The 20,606-nt window shown below is 72.4% G+C and carries 20 protein-coding genes; 10 read left to right on the top strand and 10 right to left on the bottom strand.

The genetic code is table 11. From position 1 onward, the window contains the following. Window positions 1–17: 17 nt before the first annotated feature. The 9 genes from ABD830_RS22610 (at window position 18) to ABD830_RS22570 (ending at window position 11,143) form a co-directional block, all read left to right on the top strand. Window positions 18–1,049 carry an SLOG cluster 4 domain-containing protein gene (locus ABD830_RS22610; protein ID WP_344990549.1) on the top strand — a complete coding sequence of 344 codons (1,032 nt, stop codon included), beginning with the start codon at window positions 18–20 and terminating at the stop codon, window positions 1,047–1,049. Then, window positions 1,039–3,033: a phosphotransferase gene (locus ABD830_RS22605; RefSeq protein ID WP_344990546.1), complete on the top strand. Its 1,995-nt coding sequence runs from the start codon at window positions 1,039–1,041 to the stop codon at window positions 3,031–3,033. The genes ABD830_RS22610 and ABD830_RS22605 overlap by 11 nt, the downstream gene beginning before the upstream one ends. Further along, complete coding sequence (locus ABD830_RS22600) at window positions 3,033–4,253, top strand: ATP-grasp domain-containing protein (RefSeq protein WP_344990544.1); 1,221 nt, start codon at window positions 3,033–3,035, stop codon at window positions 4,251–4,253. The genes ABD830_RS22605 and ABD830_RS22600 overlap by 1 nt, the downstream gene beginning before the upstream one ends. Before the next feature lie 80 nt (window positions 4,254–4,333). After that, window positions 4,334–5,884 (top strand): NHL repeat-containing protein, encoded by a 1,551-nt coding sequence (locus ABD830_RS22595; protein ID WP_344990542.1) that lies wholly within the window; start codon window positions 4,334–4,336, stop codon window positions 5,882–5,884. Continuing rightward, window positions 5,868–6,794: a hypothetical protein gene (locus tag ABD830_RS22590; RefSeq protein WP_344990540.1), complete on the top strand. Its 927-nt coding sequence runs from the start codon at window positions 5,868–5,870 to the stop codon at window positions 6,792–6,794. The genes ABD830_RS22595 and ABD830_RS22590 overlap by 17 nt, the downstream gene beginning before the upstream one ends. Further along, window positions 6,791–7,702 (top strand): TIM barrel protein, encoded by a 912-nt coding sequence (locus tag ABD830_RS22585; protein WP_344990538.1) that lies wholly within the window; start codon window positions 6,791–6,793, stop codon window positions 7,700–7,702. The genes ABD830_RS22590 and ABD830_RS22585 overlap by 4 nt, the downstream gene beginning before the upstream one ends. Continuing rightward, window positions 7,699–8,964 carry a M20 family metallopeptidase gene (locus ABD830_RS22580; RefSeq protein WP_344990536.1) on the top strand — a complete coding sequence of 422 codons (1,266 nt, stop codon included), beginning with the start codon at window positions 7,699–7,701 and terminating at the stop codon, window positions 8,962–8,964. Before ABD830_RS22585 ends, ABD830_RS22580 begins: the two co-directional genes overlap by 4 nt. Next, entirely contained in the window at window positions 8,958–10,187 is a 1,230-nt protein-coding gene (locus ABD830_RS22575; protein ID WP_344990534.1) for an aminotransferase class V-fold PLP-dependent enzyme, read from the top strand. Before ABD830_RS22580 ends, ABD830_RS22575 begins: the two co-directional genes overlap by 7 nt. After that, window positions 10,184–11,143 (top strand): phosphotransferase, encoded by a 960-nt coding sequence (locus ABD830_RS22570; protein WP_344990532.1) that lies wholly within the window; start codon window positions 10,184–10,186, stop codon window positions 11,141–11,143. The genes ABD830_RS22575 and ABD830_RS22570 overlap by 4 nt, the downstream gene beginning before the upstream one ends. Here the strand turns inward: ABD830_RS22570 and ABD830_RS22565 are convergent. The 10 genes from ABD830_RS22565 to ABD830_RS22520 form a co-directional block, all read right to left on the bottom strand. Then, on the bottom strand, window positions 11,116–11,580 hold the full coding sequence (locus ABD830_RS22565; RefSeq protein WP_344990530.1) for an orotate phosphoribosyltransferase: 465 nt from the start codon (window positions 11,578–11,580) through the stop codon (window positions 11,116–11,118). The genes ABD830_RS22570 and ABD830_RS22565 overlap by 28 nt on opposite strands. Continuing rightward, complete coding sequence (locus ABD830_RS22560; RefSeq protein WP_344990528.1) at window positions 11,577–12,500, bottom strand: class II glutamine amidotransferase domain-containing protein; 924 nt, start codon at window positions 12,498–12,500, stop codon at window positions 11,577–11,579. Before ABD830_RS22560 ends, ABD830_RS22565 begins: the two co-directional genes overlap by 4 nt. Window positions 12,501–12,524: 24 nt before the next feature. Beyond that, window positions 12,525–13,916 carry a dihydroorotase gene (locus tag ABD830_RS22555; protein WP_344990526.1) on the bottom strand — a complete coding sequence of 464 codons (1,392 nt, stop codon included), beginning with the start codon at window positions 13,914–13,916 and terminating at the stop codon, window positions 12,525–12,527. Then, on the bottom strand, window positions 13,913–14,782 hold the full coding sequence (locus tag ABD830_RS22550) for an iron-sulfur cluster-binding protein (protein ID WP_344990523.1): 870 nt from the start codon (window positions 14,780–14,782) through the stop codon (window positions 13,913–13,915). Before ABD830_RS22550 ends, ABD830_RS22555 begins: the two co-directional genes overlap by 4 nt. Next, window positions 14,779–16,113: a Zn-dependent hydrolase gene (locus ABD830_RS22545; protein ID WP_344990521.1), complete on the bottom strand. Its 1,335-nt coding sequence runs from the start codon at window positions 16,111–16,113 to the stop codon at window positions 14,779–14,781. The genes ABD830_RS22550 and ABD830_RS22545 overlap by 4 nt, the downstream gene beginning before the upstream one ends. After that, window positions 16,110–16,592, bottom strand: a complete 483-nt coding sequence (locus tag ABD830_RS22540) for a hypothetical protein (protein WP_344990519.1) — start codon at window positions 16,590–16,592, stop codon at window positions 16,110–16,112. Before ABD830_RS22540 ends, ABD830_RS22545 begins: the two co-directional genes overlap by 4 nt. Further along, the gene (gene pyrE / locus ABD830_RS22535; RefSeq protein WP_344990517.1) at window positions 16,589–17,182 is read right to left on the bottom strand and encodes an orotate phosphoribosyltransferase; all 594 of its coding nucleotides are present in this window, start codon (window positions 17,180–17,182) and stop codon (window positions 16,589–16,591) included. Before pyrE ends, ABD830_RS22540 begins: the two co-directional genes overlap by 4 nt. Then, window positions 17,182–17,454, bottom strand: a complete 273-nt coding sequence (locus ABD830_RS22530) for an IclR family transcriptional regulator domain-containing protein (RefSeq protein ID WP_344990515.1) — start codon at window positions 17,452–17,454, stop codon at window positions 17,182–17,184. The genes pyrE and ABD830_RS22530 overlap by 1 nt, the downstream gene beginning before the upstream one ends. Continuing rightward, on the bottom strand, window positions 17,430–17,603 hold the full coding sequence (locus tag ABD830_RS22525; RefSeq protein WP_344990513.1) for a hypothetical protein: 174 nt from the start codon (window positions 17,601–17,603) through the stop codon (window positions 17,430–17,432). Before ABD830_RS22525 ends, ABD830_RS22530 begins: the two co-directional genes overlap by 25 nt. Before the next feature lie 135 nt (window positions 17,604–17,738). Further along, a complete protein-coding gene (locus ABD830_RS22520) occupies window positions 17,739–18,656 on the bottom strand; it encodes a dihydroorotate dehydrogenase (RefSeq protein ID WP_344990511.1) in 918 nt (305 codons plus the stop codon). Between the two features lie 365 nt (window positions 18,657–19,021). On the opposite strand from ABD830_RS22520, the gene ABD830_RS22515 reads away from it, so the two are divergent. Continuing rightward, complete coding sequence (locus tag ABD830_RS22515; RefSeq protein WP_344990509.1) at window positions 19,022–20,593, top strand: isocitrate lyase/phosphoenolpyruvate mutase family protein; 1,572 nt, start codon at window positions 19,022–19,024, stop codon at window positions 20,591–20,593. Window positions 20,594–20,606: the final 13 nt, after the last annotated feature.

Raw genomic sequence — 20,606 nt, 5'->3', positions numbered from 1 at the left:
TCTTCGAGGAGATCGCCATGACGGCATCGCATCTTTCCGCCGCGTTCCCGGCAGGGGACGGCGTCGAACATCCGGCGGAGGAGGATCCCGCGCTCGTGACGGGGGAGGGCGTCGCGCTCGGCGGCTACCCTCGCCTGTACTCGGCGGCCGACCTGTCCGCCGGGGTCCGTACCGGAGAGCGCGAGACGACCTTCGCCGTCGCGGCGGGAAACTGGGTCGCCGAGCGGCAGCGGGTGGGCGGTCGTGCCTGGACCGCCTACGGCGCCGCGCACGACGCCGACCTCGACGACCTCGTGGCGGAGGCGATCCGAGCCTTCCGCACTCGCCACCCATGGGGCCGGGTCGTCGGCGTGATGGGAGGCCATGCCGTCGCCAGGGACAGTGCGGTCTACCGTGACTGTGCCCGCTTGGGCTGGGCGCTGGCCGGGCGTGGCGCGCTGGTGATCACGGGCGGAGGGCCCGGCGTCATGGAGGCCGTCAACCTCGGCGCCTACCTCGCCGCCCGGCCGCGGGCCGACCTCGACGCGGCGCTCGCCCTGATCGCTGCCACCGACCAGGAGGACCTCGCACCCGTCCACGAGCTGCGCGCGAGCTTCCCGCCGCCGGACGCGGACGACCTCGCCCGCAGCGGCGGTCTGGCCATCGCGTCGTGGCAGAACGAGGTGCCCCAGGAAGCCAACCTCTTCGCCGCCGCCACCGCCCGCTACGTGGCCGACCCCGCGCCGGAGGGCCGTCTCATGACCGTCACCGCCTGCCGGGTCCTGTTCGCCCCTGGCCGCGTCGGCACCGTTCAGGAGGCGGTCCAGGTGGCGGCCCGGCTGTACTACGGAATCGAGGGCGCCACGGGCCCTGTCGTGTTCCTGGGACGCCGATTCTGGACCGAGTCCATGCCGGTCCGGCCCCTGCTGGACCGATTGCTGCCCCCGGGCGCCGCCGTCGTCTACACCGACGCCGTCGAGGAGGCCGTCGCCACGCTCATCGAGCCTGCCATCACGTTGAGCGAGACCGCCGGTACGCCCGTCGAGCCCGGCGACGACCATGACCGCTGACTCCCCGTGGCTGCGGGAGGAGTGGGGGGACGAGGCCGTCGCGTGGACCCACCGCCAGTTGCGGCAGGCGGGCATCCGTCCCGCCGGGCCGGGGGAGGTCGTCCATCTGCGGCCGTGGTCGGTCGTCATGCGGCTGCCCACCTCCATCGGGCCCGTCTGGTTCAAGGCGAACGCGCCGGACGGCCGGTACGAGGCCGACCTCGTCAGGGTGTTACGCGACCTGGTGCCCGCGTACATCGCCCCGCTGATCGCCGTCGACGCCGACCGGGGGTGGTTGCTGAGCGAGGACGCGGGCACCCGCCTCGCCGACCAGCCGACAGCCGTCGATGATCCCACGAACTGGCAACGGGCGCTGGCGGCGTACGGTCAGGTGCAGCGCGACCTGAGCGGGCACGCCGACGCGCTGGTGTCGGCGGGCGTCCCCGATCATCGGCTGGAATCGCTGCCCGAGCGGTTCGAGCAGGTGCTCGCGGCCGGAGCCCGGCTGGCGGGCGCCGGCCTGGTGCCCCCCGGCGTGCTGGCACGCGCGGGCGCGCGCACCGCGGAGGTCGCCGCCTGGTGCGCGGAGCTGGCCGAGCTGGGCATCGGACCGTCCCTTCAGCACGACGACCTGCATGACGGCAACATCTTCCTGAGCGATGGCGGGGTCACGTTCATCGACTGGGCTGACAGCGTGGTCGGTCACCCGTTCGGCAGCCTGTGGTATCCGCTGGCCCGGGCCGCGGAGATTTTCGGGGAGCCGCTGGACGGCCCGACGGTCCGTGCGATCCGCGACAGTTACCTGGAGCCGTGGGGCGACCAGCATGCCAGGCCCACTCTGCTGCGCGCCGCCGGCCTGGCGATCCGGCTGGTCTCCATCGGGCGCGCACTGGCCTGGGACCGCATCCTGCGCACGAGCGACGTGTCCAAGCTCAAGCCGTACCACGCGGCGGGGGTGGCCCGGTGGCTCGGCCGGCTGTTCGACGATCCCGCCGGGATGGACGGAAACGACCACACCGATCCCCACATGTGGGCACTCAAGCAGCTGAGTGACGCGGGCCGGCGGGTGGCCGGGCGGAGCGAGGGCGAGCGGTGGCACGAAACAGCGTGGAGTTCGGTACGGAGCATCGACACGAGCACGGGCCGGGTATGGCTGAAGGTCAATTCTCCCCGGCTGGCGCACGAGGTGACGATCACCACCACGCTCGCGTCCATCGCCCCCCGGCAGGTGCTGCCACCGATCGCGGCCGACGAGCGGCGCGGCTGGCTGCTGCTGCCCGACGCCGGCCGGAGCCTGGCCGAGATTTTGGACGAGAGCCGGGAGCCCGGTCTCTGGGAGCCGGTGCTCCGTGACTACGCGCGGCTGCAGCGGGCCGCCGAGTCCCAGGTGGCGGGGCTGCGGAAGGCCCGGGTCGCCGACCGGACCGCGGCGCGTCTGCCCGGCCTGTTCGCGGAGCTGCTGGCCGACCCCGGTGCGCTCAGGGTCGGCGAGCCTGGCGGGCTCAGCGAGAAGGAGTACGCGCGCCTCAGCGAACTGGAGGACGGCTTCCTCCGAATCTGCGGGGCGCTCGCCGGGATCCCGGTCCGCGACACGGTGCAGCACGACGACCTCACCGAGGAGAACGTCTGCGTCCAGGGTGGTGAATTCCGCTACATCGACTGGTCGGACGCCGTGATCGCGCCGCCGTTCGGCAGCCTGCTGTATCCGGTGCGTTCCCTCTGCCACCGCTTCGGGTACCACCCGGAAGGCCCCGAGGCTGGCCGCCTCGTGGACGCCTACCTCGATGCCTGGACGGACGCCGCCGATCTCCCGGCGCTGCGGTCCGCAGCCCGCCTGAGCTGCGCCGTGGCGCCGCTCGCGCGCGCGCTCACCTGGCGGTCCCTGGTGTGCGCGGCCGGGCGGGGCGCCGGAGAGTATGAGCTGGCCGGCGCGGGGCGATGGGCGGGCGTGCTCGTTCGTTCCATCGAGCGCTGTGGCGAGCTGCTGGAACGGGAAGGGCGCTGATGACGGGGTTCCTGGTGGTCGGCTGGCGCCGGGGTGACCTGGCCAAGGTCTCCGCCCTCGGTGTCGACTTCACCGTGGTGGCGATGGCGGCCGAGCTGGCCGACCCGGAGCTGGCGGACGCCGACACGATAGTCTGTGACGACATCCGTGATCCGACGACGCTGGCTGGCGCGCTGATCCGAGCAGGGGTCGGCCGTGACCGGTTCTCTCACGTGTACACCGACCGGGAGTCGGCCATCATCGCGACGGCCTTCCTCGGCGAGTACTTCGGCGACGACCGCATCTGCCTGCGCACCGCCTTCGCGATGCGTGACAAGTCCCTTCAGAAGGGGCTCATCAGGGACGCCGGTCTGCCCGTCGCCCGCCATGCCCTGCTTGCCTCGACGGTGCGCGACCCGGCCGAGGCGGTGGGCGGGCTGCCGTACCCGATGGTCGTCAAACCGGTGACAGCCAGTTCCACGGCGGGGGTTACCGTTGTCAGGTCGGCCGCCGAGCTGCGGGCGGTCGTGGCCGGGCTGCGGGCGACCGCGCACGGGAGGCAGCCCCTGCTGGCGGAGGAGTTCGTGACCGGCACCGAGCTGCACGCGGACGGCATCGTGGCTGACGGGCGCCTGACATTCATGAGCGTCTCCCGGTATCTTGGCAACGCTCTCGGGATCAGGGACGGCACGGCGTTGAGCTCCGTGGTGCTCCGCGAGGCCAGGCACGTCGCCCTGTTCCGCGAGACACGTCGGCTGGCCGCGGCGAGCCTGGCGGCGCTGGGCCTGCGCCGCGGCGTGTTCCACCTGGAGTTCTTCGACACCGGCCACGGGCTGGTCTTCTCCGAGTGCGGCGCGCGGCCGGGCGGTGCGATGATTGTGGAGGCCGTCGCGGAGACGTACGGCCTCGATCTGTCGAGCGCCGGGTTCGCGCTCGCGGCCGGGCAGGCACCGCGGCCGCCGGCCGCTCAGGCCGCGCAGGACTTCGGCTGGTGCAACCTGCCTTCCCCGCCCGGGCGGCTGCTCCGCGCGCCCAGTGAGCGCGATCTCCTCGGGCTGCCGTGGGTGGTCGGCGTCCGGCTCGATCACCAGCTCGGATCGGTGGTGCCGGACAACAGGCTCACCATCGCCAACAAGCTGGGCATGGCGCTGGTGACGGGACCGGGTGAGGCGGAGGTCCAGCAGCGGATCGCCGACACAGTGGCGTACGTGCGCTCGCGGGTGGAAGTGGCCGCCACATGACGTGGGACGGCACAGGGCGGAACAGCGTGGAGCGTATCTGGTGTGCCGCTGAGCTCGTCCCGGCGGGAAGCTCAGCCCCCATGTGGCTGCCGAGCAGGCTGTGGCCCTCCGACGGCGGGTTCACCGTCTACGACCAGGCCGGCAACGTCCTGCGCGACTGCCTGCTTGACGGATCTTCAGTGCGGGTGCGGCCGCCACGCGAGCTGCGCGCGCCATGGTGGACCGCCCCGCTGCCACCCGCGGCGGCCGCCGCCATCCAGGACGCCGTCGGCGCGGACGTGGCCGCCGGGCGGCTCAGGATAGGCGACGTCTCGGCCGGCGGAGACGGTACCTGGTGCATAGCGTTCAACGAGGCGGCCGAGCGGCGCGGCCCGACGGTCCTGCTCGGCAGCGGAGGCAGGATCGAGGCCCGGTTCTGCCTGGACGCCGCGGTGCTCGCGTACGTCTCCGGCCTCGCCCACCATGAGGGGCAGCTGGTGATGGCGGACTACACGACCAGGTCCGTCGTGTCCGTGGACACCTGCGGCCACCTCAGGTGGCGGTATCGGCCCGAGGCGGAGGACAGGTACTCGCCCTCGGCCTGTGCCCTGGTAAACGGCGAGTTCCTGATCGCGTGCCGGATGAGCTCCCGGGTGACCAGGCTGGGGCCGGACGGTGAGGTCCGCTCCGACGAGGACACGACGGGCCCGGAGTCCGTGGCGAGCCTCGCGGCCGTGGCCAGGGACACGGCCGTGGGCGCGGACTCCGCTTCCGGACGGCTGTACAGCTACACGCTGACCCCGGACCGCGTCGTACCGGCCGAGCTCTGGCATTCCCTGCCCTGCCCGCCTACCGGCTCCCTCTCGTTCCCGCGCGCCGTCGTGCCGACCGGTGACGGCGTGCTCATCGCGGACACCAACCACGGCCGGGTGATCCGTGCCGGCCTGCCGGACGAGTCGTCGCCCGACGGCCGGGCGGAGGTGGAGACCGTGTTCCGCGGCGGCGGCTGGCCCCGCTCCGTCGTGCGGCGAGGCCCTTGCCTGCTGATCGCCGACGGCCTGGAGAGCAGGCTCAGGACGGTGGACACCGCCGCGCCCGGCCGCCCCGTCTCGGACCTGCCCGTGCACGACGACGCCGGGCCGGTGCGGCTCGGCGACCCCCATCACCTCGCCCTCGGCCGGTCGCACTACTGGATCACCGACAGCGAGCTGAACGACGTGCTGTGCATCGGCTTGGACGGCCGCCTGCAGTGGCGCTGGACCACCGGCGCCCTGGCTGGGGACGCCCTCAACAACCCCCACCAGGCGCTGCCCTGCGCGGACGGCTCGCTGATCGTCGTCGACTCGCTCAACCATCGCGTCATCCGCGCCGCGCCCGGCCTGCGCAAGACCGAGACCCTGATCGGTCCCGGAGACGTCTACTACCCGAGGTTCGTGGTGCCGACGGCGGACGGCTGGCTGGTCACCGAGCACACCGCCACGATCGCCGCCTTCGACCGGAGGTGGCGGCGCGTGGGAAGCCTGACCCTGCTGCCCGCCGGCGGCACCCGTACCGTGCACCTCATCGAGCCGCCCAGGGCCGCCGGAACCGGCGGTGGGAAACTGTACATCTCGGACTACGCGCGGGGGATCGTCTATGTCGCCGACGTGTGACACCGCCTACCTCGACCTGTACGACGTGCGCGCGGCCGCCGCGCTGTCACACCGCCTGACGTCCGTACAGCGCAAAGTGGATCTCTACTGCGCCGAAGCCGGCTACCGCGCGGCGCTGTCGGCGTGTGGCGGCACCCTGACACCCGACACGGAGGCTCTCGTGGCGGCCTTCCGCGCCACCGGGCTCGTCCTGATCCGCCCCGACGCCGTGCGGCACGGCAAGACGGCCGGCATCCTCGCCTACTACGCCAAGCTGGGCCTGTACCCGTTCTTCTGCCGGCCGGTCCAGGTCACGCAGGCGCAGCTGCACGAGGTCTGGCGCTACCAGCTGAACGCCGCGTGCGGGCAGCGTATCCGGTGCATGGACCTGGTGCTGAGCGCGGGCCCGTCCGTGGTGGCGCTGTTCGCGGCCGGGCCGTGCGCCGACGTCCCCGTACCGGTGACCACGCTGCTGGCGGAGTCGAAGGGCTCCGCGGACCCCGGCCGCCGGCGCGGATGGGAGCTGCGCTCGCGGCTCGGCGCGGACAGCCGCGCCGTCACCTACCTGCACGTCGCGGACGAACCCGCCGACGTCGTCCGTGACGGCCAGCTGCTCCTGGGCGCGGCCGGTCTGCGGGACGCGCTCGCGGCCCCCCGCGCGGACCGTACCGACGAGCTCGCGGATCTCGCGGCCGGCCTGCGGGCGGACGTCGCCGACACCGTCGTCACCGACGAGCGCGACGTCGCCTGGGGACTGTGCGCGCGGCCGGGCCCGGCGGACCGGTGGCCGGTGCTCGCCGCCGCCGGCCGCCTCCCCGCGGACCTGTGGGAGACGCCCAACCTCGTCGACACCTCCGGCTCGGTCGCCTGGTGGCGGGGGGCAGGGCACGAGGACCGCGGCGCGGGCTACCTCCAGGAGCGGCTGGCATGATCCTCAACATCCCCTTCCTCGCCTCTGACGAGAGCCAGTTCGACCCGAGGTGGGCTGAGCAGGGGTACGGTGTGGAGGCCTCGCTCTTCGACCGGGCCGGCGTCATGGACGACGACATCTGGCGGCGCGTGCGGGCCACGGTCCGCCGCATCGCCCGAGATGTGCGGCCGCGCTCGTTCACCTTCCACTTCCCGGTGAACGACAGCGACTTCGTGGCCGAGCCCGCCGTCCTGGATCGGGTGTTCCAGGCCATCGACCTGGCCGCCGAGCACGGGCTGGACGGGATCGTGCTCCACACCAACCGAACCCGGCCCATCGAGCGGTGGCACGCCATGGACCTCGCCGCCGAACGCCGCAGGCTCGTGGAGACCGTCGCCCTGATCCGCGCCCGCGCGGCCGGGGCCGCCTGCTGGATCGGGCTGGAGAACCTGCCCGTCGTGGGGAACGACGCCACCGACGCGGATCCGCTGCTCGTCTACGCCGCCGACATGCCGCCGTACGTGGGCGGGAACGTCGGGGTGACGCTGGACTTCTGTCACTACTCCTACTCCGTGCACGTCGCGGCCCTTCGCAGGGCTGGGCAGCTCGCCGAGCCCGAGCTCTACGTCAGGGTCCTCGATGAGTCGTTCGAGGACTTCGTCCCGATGTTGCCGTACATCGTCCACCACCACTTCAGCGCCTTCCGCGGGCTGGCATCGCGGGCGGGCGGCCGCTGCGTGGAAGGCGTGCTGCCGTGGCTCGGCACGGTCGGCGAGCCGGTCTACGCGGCGGCGTTCCGTGCCATCGCCGCGAGCGGAGCCCGGGCCGTCACCCTGGAGATCAGGGAGGACGACTACCGGCGGCGCAGGAACGTGTTCCGGATGATCCGGTGGTGCGAGCGGATCATCAAGAGCGCGGGTGCCTCATGACCGCCCTCGTCGCGGCGTCCGTCGCCGCCGTTCGCCGGGATCTCGGCGAACTGGCGGAGCTGCTCGGCCGGCTGGTCAGGACCCATCCCGTCTACGGCTCGGCGGGGCAGGAAGACGCCCTCGCCCTCTCTGAGCGGTGGCTGCTGGAGGCGGGCCTGGAGACGTCCCGCCTGAGCCTGGACCTCGCCGCCGCGAGGGCCCGCCCCGACTTCAGCGACGTGGCGGCGTTCGGCGGCGTCTTCGGCGACTACGACACCACCGAACGGCAGTGCGTGGTGGCCACCCGGTGGTTCAGTGACGACGGACCGCACCTCATCCTGAACGGCCACGTCGACGTCGAGTTCGCGCCGAACCCCGAGCGATGGTCCGCTCCCGGGGGGCCGGCCGGCGGGGACTTCGACGGCACGCGGATCTGGGGCCGCGGCGCGTCGGACATGCTGGGCGGCGTCGCCTGCTACCTCTACGTGCTCAAGCGGCTCGCGCCCCTGTTCCCGTACGCGCGCGGAAGCCTGACCGTGCACCTGGTGCTCGACGAGGAGGTGGGCGGCAACGGCACGCTCGCCCTGCTCCTGGCCGGGAGGTATCCCGGCGACGCGGTGGCGCTGATCGCCGAGCCCACCGGCGGGGAGGTGTGCACGTCCTCGCGCGGCTTCACCCAGTTCCTGATCACCTGTCACGGCGTGGCCGGGCACATGGCCTACTCCCGGCGCGGCGACAACGCCCTGCTGCGGATGGCCGAGGTGATCATGGAGCTGGAGGACCTCGACGCGGAGCTGCGCGGGCTCGCCGGCGATCGGAGGCGGCTGCTCACGTACGGGGTGGACGGCTGCGGCGGGGACCCGGCCACTCCCGCCGACCGCGCCGCCCTCGTCGTCACCGTCGCCCGCCCGCCCGCCATGCCGCTGCCGGACATCCTGCGCCGCCTCCAGGCGCGGCTCGACCCCGTCCGGGCGCGCTACGGGGACCCCATCACCGTCGAGCCCTGCGGCCTGGACCTGGCGCCCGGCGGCCTGAGCAGCCGGGAGCTGGCCTCGGCCCTGCTGGCGACCTCGGCCGGTCTCGGGCTTCCCACCCGGCCAGGACACTTCCCCAGCGCCTGCGACGCCCGCCTCTTCGAGTCCTTCGGCATCCCCGCCGTGGTGTTCGGCCCAGGCCACCTCTCACGAGCCCATGGAGTGGACGAATACGTGACGATCGATGAACTCGCCGGCTACAGCTCTGTCCTGGCGGGCACGCTGGCGCGAAGGTGGTCGGCATGCTGACCGGAGACACGCGGTACAACCGCCTGCCCGCCCGCGTGGCGGTGCCGTTGTTCCCCTTCCCCGCGCCGGGCGCGGCGTTCTTCCGGTGGCTCGGCGCGCCCGCGGACGCGGTGCGCGCCGCCCGGATCAGGATCGCCGGCCTGCTCGGCGTGCCGGCCGACCGCATCACGCTTACCTCCAGCGGCACCGCCGCACTGCGGCTCGCGCTCACGGCGCTGCGCCGCCACGACACCGACGAGGTGATCCTGCCGAGCTTCGGCTGCCCGTCCCTGGTGGAGGCGGTGCTGAACGCCCGGATGCGGCCGGTCTTCGCCGACATCACCGCCGACTTCACGCTGGATCCCGCCGACGTGGCCCGCCGGATCCGCGCCGCGACCCGGGTGATCCTCGCCCCGCACACCTTCGGCACGCCGTGCGCGCTGGACGCCCTGCTGCCGCTGGCCGAGGCGCACGGCATCGACGTCCTCGACGACGCCGCGCAGTCCCTCGCGACCGCCGTGTCCGGCCGGATGCTGGGAACGCACGGAACGGCCGGAGTACTCAGCTTCGGCCGCCACAAGACGCTCTTCGCCGGCGGTGGCGGCGCTCTCGTCTGGAACGGCGCCCCGGAGCGACGACCGCGCCCCCAGGACGGCCCGGCCCGGCCAGGCCGGACGATTCGGGCACTGGCCCGCTGCCACTTGTCCGACCTGGTACGCGCGCTGCACACCGACCTCGCCCGGCACGCCCTGCTGGCCCCCGCGCCTTTCTCCGACGCGGCCGAGGCGCTGGAGCGGCACGTCGTCGAGGCAGGCCCGGCCGCCGCCTTCGACGGCGTGCGCGCGGCCCTGCTGCTCGACCAGCTGCCCAGGCTGGCGCGGTACCGCCGGGTTCAGGAACGTCACCTGCGGCGTTACTCGCTGGCCCTGGCCGGGCAGACGTCGATCGCGCTTCCGCCCGCCCCCGTGAGGGCCGGGGGGATGGCGTTCCTCCCGCTGCGGTGCCCGCCCGGCAGGCGGCACGCGATCTCGGCCGTCCTGGCCGCCCGCGGGGTGGAGAGCACCTGGCTGTACTACCCGTTGCACCTGCTCCGCAGGTACCGCGGCATCGACCCGGGCGCGGTGCTCCCGCGTACCGAGTCGCTCTGGACATCCACGCTCTGCGTGCCGAGCAGGGGATGGCACGGCGAACGGCAGATCGAGCGGGCCGCCGCGGCGGTCGCCGAGGCAGGAGACAGCACATGAACGAAGACACCGCCGACCTCGTCTCCGTCGTCGGCAGGTTCGACGTCGGGCGGTTACACGAGCACCGGCTGCTGGAGGGCGGCCTCATCAACCACAACCACTGGATCCGCACCAGCCGCGGCGAATGGCTGCTCCGCGGCTACCCCTCGGACCGGACCGAGAGCGAGGTCCGGTTCGAGCTGTCGGTTCTCGACCGGCTGGGGCGGGCGGGAGTGCCCGGTCCGGTGCCCGTCCCGTCGCGCACCGGCGAGCCGTTCACGCGGTCGGCGGACGGGGCGCTCTGCAGCCTGCTGTCCTTCGTGCCTGGACGAGGTGGCACGAGGTCCGACCTCACCGCCGAGCTCGCGTACGAGTCGGGAGCCATGTACGCGCGAGTCCGGCGGGCGCTGGAAGGTTTCACCCCCGACGGATCCCACGAGCGCGCCGACGGCGAACAGGTGGCGCCCCTGGTGGCCGACCTCGTCGCCCGGCTGCCCGGCCACGTCGCCAGGCTCCTGGACCGGGCCTGGCGGAGCGTCGCGCCCCGGTTCGCGGCCACCCCGGACGACCGGTTCGCCGTCGTCCACGGCGACCTGTACTACGCGAACATGATCCTGGACGATGCCGGGCGGCTCGTGGCGTTCATCGACTACGACGACGCCTATGTCGGAGACACCGTGCTCGACCTGGCCACCCTGGTGATGGAGATGGCCACGCCGCACACCGCGATCGTGCCCGAGCTGGCGTCCGCGGTCCTGTCAGGATACGGAGACCGCCCGCCGACCGGCCTCCTGCTCGACGCGATCATCTTCCAGCACTGCAAGTTCCTCTGTTACACCGTCGAGCTGTCGGGCACCCTGGACGGCATCGAGGACAACGACTATTATCAGCGGCTCGTGCTGCTGATGGCGGACGGGCACCTGGAGCGGCTGGAGAAGGAGTTGGTCGGTCAGACCTCCAGCTCCGCCGGCCGGTAGGCGGACAGGTAGGGCACGCCCTCGGCCTCGATCTCGTGCCTGGCCCCGGCGCCCCGATCGGCCACGACGGCCACCGCCACCGGGACCGCGCCCGCCTCGCGGACCGCGTGCAGTGCCCGCAGCACCGGGTCGCCCGTGGCGCAGGCGCCCGCCACGAGCAGGACGGGGCGTCCGGCGATGTCCGGGCCCTCGATGGCGAGCTCCTCGCTGATGACGAACGCGTTCATGGCGCGGCCGAGGCGGGCGCCCCGGTGGAGCATCGCGACGGCGATGGAGCCGTCCTGGGCCGTGAGACCGCCGCACGCCTCGAAGTCCAGGTCCCGCACCAGATCGAGCATCACCTGACCTACCAGCGGGGCCGACCGTCCTGAAAGGGCGATCCCGGGCTCGACGCCGTGCTCGCGGATGATCTGGAGGAGCTCGTTCTTCGCACTCATGACATTCCTTCGCTACGCGGGCTGGGCCTCCGCCGCGGGCCGGGCGGACAGGAGGGTGACCTCTTTCCCCGAGACGGTGGCCGAGCGGAGCTCGCCGCCGGAGCAGTCCGAGTCGACGGCCGTGAAGCCGCCCGGCGTCTCGACGCACAGCGATCCCTGCGGCAGGCCGAGCTCCCCGGCCAGGGCATTCGGCACTTCATGAGCCGGGCGGCCGTCTCCCTGATCCGGAGCATCCGCCCCAGCACCCGGTCGTCCGCGGCGAACAGCTCCCGCCTGCCGGCCAGCCCGAGTTGGTCGGCCCGGAGGAAAACGTACGGGTTGCCCATCGAGACGAGCGAGACATCGTAGCTGCGCGAGTCACAGCGGGCGCAGTCGACCGGGCAGCCGGTGAGCAGCAGGTCCGCGACCGTCCCGATCTCGCCGAACTCCAGCAGCGCGGGCAGTTCCGAGGAGAAGTACAGCTCCTTCCTGTCCTCGCGCCAGGAGTAGTGGAGCGGCTTCATGCCCGCCGGGTCGGTGGCGAGCAGCAGCAGCGGTGCGGCGCGGGTGTCGGCCAGGGCCAGCGCGAACATGCCGTCGAACAGGCGGACGAACCCCGGGCCGTACTCGGCGTACAGTGCCGGGATCACCGCTCCGTCGCACCGGCCGGGAACGGTGTGGCCACGGCGCGCCAGCAGCCGCCGGAGCTCCCGGTGGTTGGAGATCTCCCCGTTGAAGACGGCGGTCAACCCGTCGCCCAGGGTGTACGGCTGCGCCCCGCCCGCCGGGTCCACGACTGCGAGCCGGTTGACGCCGAGAGCCCAGGACCCGCCCCTGACCATCGCCTGCGCGTCGGGACCGCCGTGGATCTGCCGGCGGGACACCTCCCGCAGCGTCTCAGGGGCGGGAGATACGCCGAAGCAGCCGAACACCCTACACACGACTTTCTCCTTCGGTGGCGTTCCTCAGGGACAATCCGGGTTGAGCAGGACCCCGACGGGACTCCCGAAGCGACCCTCCGCCTGGTCCCAGATGACCTCCCCGCGCCGGACGGTGGCGAGGACGCGCCCGGCCATGGTCCATCCCTCGTAGGCCGACCAGCCGGCCTTGGTGTGCAGGTCCGCCGCGGTCACCATCCAGGGCCGGTCGGCGTCGAAGACGACCAGGTCGGCGTCCAGGCCGGGCACGATCGACCCCTTGCGGTGCGCCAGGCCGAACAGCTCCGCGGGCCGGCGCGCCAGGTGCTCGGCGAGCAGCACGAGGTGCCGGTCAGCGGGCGCCTCCGGCTGTCGCCTGCGCATCCCGGTGAAGACCGCGGTGGCCAGCTCCTGCACCCCGGGGATGCCGGGCGGGGCCTGCGCGACCCCGCGCGTCTTCTCCTCGACGGTGTGCGGGGCGTGATCGCTGCCCAGGGTGCCGGCCTCGCCGGACAGCAGCGCCGCCCACAGCGCCTCCTGGTCCTCCGCCGACCTGATCGAGGGAGACAGACGCAGCCGGGCGCCCTGCCGGGCGCTGTCAGCGGCCGTGAACGACAGGTGATGACCAGTGAGCTCGAAGCTGATGGGCAGGCCCGACCTGCGTGCCGCGATGAGCAGCTGGACCTCCTCGGCGCTCGACACGTGCAGGATGTGCGCGTGGGTGCCGTACCGCTGCACGAGTTCGATCACCTGGGTGACCGCTACGATGCCGCCGGAACGGGGGCGGGCCCGCTCGTAGTCCCGGTACTGGGCGGGTGGCGCGCCCGCCGCGTCGAGCAGCGCGAACACCGCGTCGGCCTCCGCGTGTAGCACCAGCAGGACGCTCTGGCCGGCGGCGAACTCGAAGGCCCGGCGCAGGTCGGACGGACTGCGAAGCACATTCGGCGCCGTGTGGTGCCCGGCCATGAAGATCTTCACACTCGTCGCGTCCTGCGGCGTCAGCGCCTTGAGCCGATCCAGCGTCTCGGGCGAGGTGCCGAGATGGAACCGGAAGTCGACCAGCGAGCGGCCCGCCACCAGCTCCGCCCGCTCGCTGACCTTGGCCGGATCCAGCAAGGGAGGCTGGGTGTTCGGCATGTCGATGACCGTGGTGACCCCGCCGGCCGCGGCCGCCCTGCTGCCGTGCGGCCAGTCCTCCTTGTGCGTCAGGCCCGGCGTGCGGAAGTGCACGTGCGAGTCGATCAGGCCGGGCAAGACGTGGCAGCCGGTCACGTCCCGTACGTGCGCCGCGGTCGCCCGGTGGCCCCGCTCCAGCAGCGCGGTCACCTTGCCGCCGTCCACGGCGATGTCGACCTCGCGTACGCCCTCGGGCGTCACCGCCCGGCCGCCGGTGATCAGCAGGTCGTGGCGGCTCCTGGGCGGGCTGGTGTCACTGATCATGTGCTGCCTTTCTCACGTGCGCCCTTGCTCTCGACGAGCCGGAAGACCGGCCCGTCGTGGCAGATCAGCGGAGCCTCCGCGGCCGCCGTCTGCTGCCCGGTCGAACAGCCGTGGCAGTAGCCGAGCCCGCAGGCCATGCGGGCCTCCAGGGAGACCAGGACCTCGGCGTCCCAGGCCTGGCCGAGCCGATGTGCCAGGGCGGTCAGCCGCAGGGATCCGCAGACGGCGATGGAGTCCCAGGGGCCGCCCTCGGACAGCAGACTGCTCAGCACGGCGGGATCGCTGCTGCCGTCGCTGTCGTGCGCTTCGACGAAGGGGATCCCATGGGCGGCGTAGTAGCCGGCGCCGACGGTCGCGGCGGGGCTGCGCCCGCTGGCCAGGGCCATCACCTTGAGGCCCGCGGCCCGGGCGCTCCTGGCGAGCATGGTCAGCGAGCAGGCGCCGATGCCCCGGCCCATGACCAGCAGCGACCGCGAGCCCTCAGCCAGGGTGAAGGGCCGTCCCAGCGGCCCGACGGTCACCACGCTCTCGCCGGCCCTGAATCCGCTCAGGTGCCGGGTGCCGTCGCCCACCACTCCGTAGACGATGGTCACCGTCGCGGCGTCGGGGTCGGTGTCGTACACCGCCATGGGGCGGGGCAGCACCGGCCAGGACTCGCCGCGCCGGGCGGGGGTGATCATCACGAACTGCCCGGGCAGCGCGGTCCGCGCCACCGCGGGGGCATAGAGGATCATCCTCCAATACCGGTCCCTCTCGTGGCGGTGGACGAGGATGGGGGACTCGTGGGAGGTCGCGGCGGGGCGGAGGTCGGTGCCGGCCGGCAGCGTCTCCAGCGCGGTCCCCTCAGGTACGGCGGCCTGGATCACTCGGGTTCTCCTGATGGTCCTGGGGAACCGGGCCCCAGCTCGGCGAGCCGGGTGAGTTCCCCGTCGATCCGCAACAGGGCGGCCAGCAGGACGTCGGTGCCGGTGGCCAGGTCGGCGCTACTGGTCCACTCCTCGGCCACGTGGCTGAGGCCGTCCCTGCTCGGTACGAAGAGAATTGCCGCGGGCATCAGGCCGTTGATCACCTGCGCGTCGTGGCTGGCGCCGCTGGTCAGCACCCGGTAGGGGACGCCGGCCGCCCGGCAGGACTCGGCGACGATGGAGCGCAGCCAGACCGGCAGCACCACCGGGGAGGTGTCGCCGAGCAGTTCCAGCGACAGCCGCAGCCGCCTGCGGTCGCAGCACGAGCGAGCCCGCCGCACGATCTCGGCGACGGTGCCGCGCTGGCGGTCGCTGTCGACGTCGCGCACGTCCAGCGTGAGCACGATCTCCCCGGGGATGGTGGTGATGGACCCGGGGCGGACCTCGAGCCGGCCGACCGTCGCCCGCGTGCCCCGGTGTTGCGGATCCAGTGCCAGCGACTCGGCGAGCAGGACGATCTCGGCGGCCGCGGCCAGCGCGTCCGCGCGCTGCCCCATGGGTGTCGCGCCGCTGTGCGAAGCCTGGCCGGTGACGCGGAACTCCAGCCGCGTGCTGCCGGACACCAGATCCACCACGCCGATCGTCACCCCCGCCGCCTCCAGCACGCCGCCCTGCTCCACGTGCAGCTCGACGAAGGCCGCCCAGTCATCGGCGGACCAGGGCGTCTGAGCCGCCAGGGCGGGATCGAACCCGGTGCCGGCCATCGCCTGCGCGAGGGTGACGCCGTCGCGGTCCCGCCGCTCGGTGAGCTGACGTTCCGGCATCCGTCCTGCGGCGAACCGGCTGCCGACGCAGGCCTGGCCGAACCGGGCGCCCTCCTCGGCCGCGAACGCCACGAAGCGAAAAGGATGCTGGTGCGCGATGCCCGCCTCCACGACGAGCCGGGCCACCTCCATGGCGGCCGCCACGCCCGCGATGCCGTCGAAGCGTCCGGCCCCGGGCACGCTGTCCAGATGCGAGCCGGTGCCCACGGCTCCGAGGTCGCGGGCCTGCCCGGGGTGCTCGGCGATCGTGTTGCCCGCCGGGTCCGTCCGTACGCGCAGGCCCAGGCCGGCCATGTGCTTGGCGAACTGGTCGTGCGCGGCGCGTTCCAACGGGGTGTAGGCGAGCCGGGTGATCCCGTGCGGTTCCGAGGTGAGCGCCGAGAAGCCGTCTATGGTGGCGGACAGGCGCGCGGCGTCCGCGAGCGATCCGGCCGGCGTGGCGAGGGGCTCGGTCTGCGTGTCGCTCAACGCGCCGCTCCCTGGACAGGGGAGAACGTGGGGTACGGGATGGTCAGCATGATCTGCTCGAAGACCTCGCCGGGCTGGATCGCCGCGATCACGGCCGGAGTGATGCCGGCTCGCTCGGAGACGCCGATGAGCGAGCGCACCGCGTTCTCCGAGTCGAAACTGTCGGCCAGCAGGAGGCCGTGCTCGCCCCCGGCCGGCGTGTCGACCAGCTCGACCAGGCCCTCCTCGCTCAGGACGCGTACCACGCCGCAGTTCATCTCCCTGGCCACGACGTGGGCGAGCACCGCGGCTTGCGGCTCGTCCCAGATCACCACGATCTCGGCGCCGTAGGTGCGGGCCTGGGCGGCGAACCACCTGCCCAACGTCTCGGCGGCGTGCGCGTCGCCCAGCAGGTTGAGCCGGCCGCCCGGCCGGTTCGCGGCCAGCCGCTCGACCGCCTCCAGCGCCGTGACGGTGGACACTTCGGCCTGGCCGGTCATCGCATTCCTCCCAGGTTGAAATCGGAGAGCCGGAAGAGCGCGTCGAAGGGCAGCCCGGCCGCGGCGATCGCCTCGCTGCCGCCCGCCTGGCGATCGATGACCGCGAGCACGCCGATGACGTGCGCGTCGGCGGCGCGCAGCCGTTCGACGGCGGCCAGCGCCTCCCCGCCGGAGCTGACCACGTCCTCGATGAGCAGCACCTTCTCCCCTGGGTGCAGTTCGCCCTCGATGGCGGAGGCCGTGGCGTAGCTCTTCGGCTTCCTGCGGACGATGACGAAGGGCAGGCCGGTCTCGAGCGAGACCACCGCGGTCAGCGCGACCGCGCCGAGTTCCGGGCCGGCCAGCCGCATGGCGTCCCGCGGCACCCGGCGGCCGAGGAACTCGGCCAGCCGCCGCATGACGGTCGGCTTGGTTTCGAAGAGGTATTTGTCGAAGTAGTACGTGCTGCGCGCGCCCGAGCTGAGAACGAAGTCGCCGCGCAGGTAGGCGGCGGCGGTGATGTCCATGGCGAGCTCGTCGCGTCGCTCGGTCTCCGTCTGGAAGAACGCGTGGCCGGGACCGCTGAGCAGGTCGTTCGTCGAGATAGGCATCAGACTGCAGTGCTCCAGTAGCGGTGGAAGGAAAGGTCGTCGGAGGAGGTGATCTGGCCGGCCACGTCCCTGACGAGGCCGATCAGCAGGCGGCGCCTGGCCCCGTCACCGGCCCGGCTGGTCGGCACGGCCAGCGAAAGGGCCGCCACGACGCGGCGTCGGGGGTCGCGGACGGGAGCGGCGGCGACCCAGACGTCCCGGTCCAGCTCCTGGTCGCAGATGTCGTAACCGCGCACGCGCACGGCCGTCACGTGCCGCAGGACCTCGGACACCGTCTGGGGGCCTCCGGGGTGAACGGGATGAGCGGGGTGGCCAGCAGGATCGCGGTGACCCGCTCGTCGGGGAGGTCCGACAGCAGCACCCGGGCCGATGCCGCCGCGTCTCCGGTCTCCGCCACCAGCACCGCCAGCATCCTGTGCATGCTCGCGACCGGGATGTTCAGCTGCCGGCTCAGAGCTTGCAGGCCAGCTCCCTCGCGCGGCGGCGACGGTCCCCAGCACGCGGAGCGCTCTGAGAACGGGTTGCACGTGCCCTCCCTGCGAGTGACAGAACGCGGCTAGGACGAGAAAATGCTGCCGATGAGGTCTTTGACCGTGCGCGCTCCCAGGTCATCGAGGATGAGCGGCAGCTCGGCGACGATCTCGGACATCGTCGACGGACGGGTGAACGTGGCCGTGCCTATCTGCACGGCGGCGGCGCCGGAGATCAGGAACTCGGCGACGTCCGCGGCACAGCTCGCACCACCGCAGGCGATGACGGGGATGTTCACGGCCCGCGCGCTCTCCCACACCAGCCGCAGGACGAGCGGCCGGATGGCCGAGCCGGACAGCCCGCCCAGGCTGTTGCCCAGGGAGGCGCGCCTGGTGCTCCGGTCGATGCTCATGCCGACGAAGGTGTTGGCCACCGTCACCGCCTGTGCCCCGCCGGCCTCCGCGGCCTTGGCGATGTCCGCGATGGACGAGACGTTGGGCGTCAGCTTGACGATGACGGGCCGTCCCGCCGCCCGCTCACGGACGCCGGCCGTCACCTTCTCCACCGTGCGGGGCGACGTGCCGATCGCCAGCCCGTCCTGCTCCAGATTGGGGCAGGAGAGGTTGACCTCGAAGGCCGCCAGCTCGTCATCGGCCAGCGCGGTGGTCACGTCCCAGTAGTCGCTGGGCGAGAGCCCGCCGACGGAGACGATCACCGGTGGGCCCAGCTGCTGGTAGCTCGGCAAGGTCTTCGCCCGGAACTGCGCCATGCCGGGACTGGGAATGCCGATCGAGTTCAGCATCCCGCCCCGCACCTCGGCCAGCCGATGCGCCGGATTGCCCGAGCGCACCGAATGGAACACGGTCTTGGTCACCACGGCGCCGAGCCCGTCGAGTGGCGTCACCAAAGCGAGCTCGGGTCCGAAACAGCCACTCGCGGGCATGACCGGATTCGTCAGCCGGAGTTGCCCGATAGCTATCTCAAGACGTCGCAAGTCATTCACTGGAGGCCGGTCCAGAGAGCCAAGATTTCCACCTCAAGGAAATATGGTCGGCGTTGGACCTGGACGAGTGTGATATCCCCGGCGGGGTATGTCAACCCAGCTAGGGGGCATTTCCGTGGACGTATGACGATCGGCCGCGCCGGTCGCCAGGCTCGTTCGAGTTTCGCCCCGACAAAATTCCAGAACGTCCCCCGAGCGTTCATCCGCGCTATTGACGTGGCTGCCGATGTAAATGCAGGATTGCACCTCCTCGGCGAGGGCCAATTTCCGTGAGGCGAAAACTTCCGGGGTTAGTCTCCTATCGTCCTATTCAAGGCTGGTTGTGTGACATGGGTGATGACAACAATTTCTCGAGGCCGGGGCGCGTGACAGGCGCCGAGCGCGTGCCGCCGACTGCGACGCGGAGGTTGCGTGAGCTGTTCGAAGGGCCGCGCATCATCCGGGCGATCGGCGCGCACGACGCCCTCGGCGCGCGTCTGGGGGAACGCACCGGTTTTGACGCCATCTGGTCCAGCGGTCTGGAGATCTCCGCCTCGCACGGCGTTCCCGACGCGGACATCCTGACGATGGGCGAGTTACTGAACGCCGCACGGTGGATCGCCGACGCCGTCCGCATCCCGGTCATCGCCGACTGCGACACCGGGTACGGGAACGCGTCGAACGTCGTCTACATGACCCGTCGCTACGAGGCCGCGGGCATCGCCGCGGTGTGTATCGAGGACAAGCCGTTCCCCAAGCTGAACAGTTTCATCCCCGGCCGCCAGCGGCTGGTGCCCATCTCGGAGTTCACCGGCAAGATCCGGGCCGCGACCGACGCCAGGAGCGATCCGGACTTCATGGTCATCGCCCGCGTCGAGGCGATGGTGGCCGGGCTGGGGCTGGAGGAGGCCACCCGGCGGGCGCACGCCTACGCCGACGCGGGCGCCGACGCCGTCCTCGTCCACGCCAAGGGCGCCTCGCCGCAGCCGGCGCTCGACTTCCTGGCCGCTTGGGACCGGCCCACGCCGGTGGTGGTCGTCCCCACCACCTACTATCGCGTCAGCGCGGCCGAGCTCGAGGCGGCCGGCGCCAGCATGGTCATCTATGCCAACCATGGCCTGCGCGCGGGCGTCAGGGCCGTCACCGACGCCTTCTCCGAGATCCGCCGCACCGGCAGCACGGAGTCGATCGAGGATAAGATCGCCCCGCTGAGCACCATCTTCGACCTGCAGGGGGTGAGCCATCTCCGGCAGCACGAAGACAGCTACATGCGCACGGGCGGCGACGTGCACGCGGTGGTGGCGGTCATCGACGGGCTGACCCCGGCCCCGCCGTCCCACGACCGCCGCGCGCTGGCCGAGAGCCAGGTGCGGAACCTGCGCCTGGGCGGAGCGCAGCAGGTCTCGCTGGTGCTCGGTCCTGGCGCCGGCCTGGCCACTGAGGCCGAGGCGCGCGTGCTCGCCTGGGACGAGACCTGGTCCACCGAGCTGGACGCGGTGCTCCGCGCCTGCTCGGACGACGACCAGGTGGTGCTCGTCGCCGCCGCCGACACCCTCTACGACCCGGAGCTCGTCCGGCGGCTGGCGGCCCATCCCGGGGACATCGTGCTGGCCGTGCACACGCCGAGGCCCGGCGAGTCCGGCCTGGACCCCGCCCTGTTGCCCGTCGCCTTCGGGCCGCCGGAGCAGGACGGGTTCGACATGACCAGCGCCGAGCGCGTGGTCGCTCTGGGTTCACCCGCAGCCGAGTCCGGGTCCGCTTTCATCGGCCTGGTGCGGTTCACGCGCAAGGGCCTGGACGTACTGCGCGACGTACACGCGCGAATGCCCTTTGCCCGCACCATGGCCGACGCGCTGGCAGCCGCCGCGGCTGAGGGGAACCATGTCAGCGGCATGGAGTTCACCTGCGGCTGGTCACGACTGTCCGCATCCGGCGCCCCGACGCTGGCCACCCGATGAGTTGATCCCCTAA

Source organism: Nonomuraea helvata, assembly GCF_039535785.1.
GTDB classification, from domain to species: Bacteria; Actinomycetota; Actinomycetes; order Streptosporangiales; family Streptosporangiaceae; genus Nonomuraea; species Nonomuraea helvata.
This window is presented reverse-complemented; position numbering and strand designations above follow the sequence as displayed.

Bases quoted from the DNA above. Each gene is read 5' to 3' on its own strand.
- ABD830_RS22600 (WP_344990544.1), top strand. From the start codon at position 3,033: ATGACGGGGTTCCTGGTGGTCGGCTGGCGCCGGGGTGACCTGGCCAAG.
- ABD830_RS22595 (WP_344990542.1), top strand. From the start codon at position 4,334: ATGTGGCTGCCGAGCAGGCTGTGGCCCTCCGACGGCGGGTTCACCGTC.
- ABD830_RS22580 (WP_344990536.1), top strand. From the start codon at position 7,699: ATGACCGCCCTCGTCGCGGCGTCCGTCGCCGCCGTTCGCCGGGATCTC.
- ABD830_RS22605 (WP_344990546.1), top strand. From the start codon at position 1,039: ATGACCGCTGACTCCCCGTGGCTGCGGGAGGAGTGGGGGGACGAGGCC.
- ABD830_RS22570 (WP_344990532.1), top strand. From the start codon at position 10,184: ATGAACGAAGACACCGCCGACCTCGTCTCCGTCGTCGGCAGGTTCGAC.
- ABD830_RS22575 (WP_344990534.1), top strand. From the start codon at position 8,958: ATGCTGACCGGAGACACGCGGTACAACCGCCTGCCCGCCCGCGTGGCG.
- ABD830_RS22565 (WP_344990530.1), bottom strand. From the start codon at position 11,580: ATGAGTGCGAAGAACGAGCTCCTCCAGATCATCCGCGAGCACGGCGTC.
- ABD830_RS22525 (WP_344990513.1), bottom strand. From the start codon at position 17,603: ATGCACAGGATGCTGGCGGTGCTGGTGGCGGAGACCGGAGACGCGGCG.
- ABD830_RS22585 (WP_344990538.1), top strand. From the start codon at position 6,791: ATGATCCTCAACATCCCCTTCCTCGCCTCTGACGAGAGCCAGTTCGAC.
- ABD830_RS22555 (WP_344990526.1), bottom strand. From the start codon at position 13,916: ATGATCAGTGACACCAGCCCGCCCAGGAGCCGCCACGACCTGCTGATC.
- ABD830_RS22610 (WP_344990549.1), top strand. From the start codon at position 18: ATGACGGCATCGCATCTTTCCGCCGCGTTCCCGGCAGGGGACGGCGTC.
- ABD830_RS22540 (WP_344990519.1), bottom strand. From the start codon at position 16,592: ATGACCGGCCAGGCCGAAGTGTCCACCGTCACGGCGCTGGAGGCGGTC.
- ABD830_RS22590 (WP_344990540.1), top strand. From the start codon at position 5,868: ATGTCGCCGACGTGTGACACCGCCTACCTCGACCTGTACGACGTGCGC.
- pyrE (WP_344990517.1), bottom strand. From the start codon at position 17,182: ATGCCTATCTCGACGAACGACCTGCTCAGCGGTCCCGGCCACGCGTTC.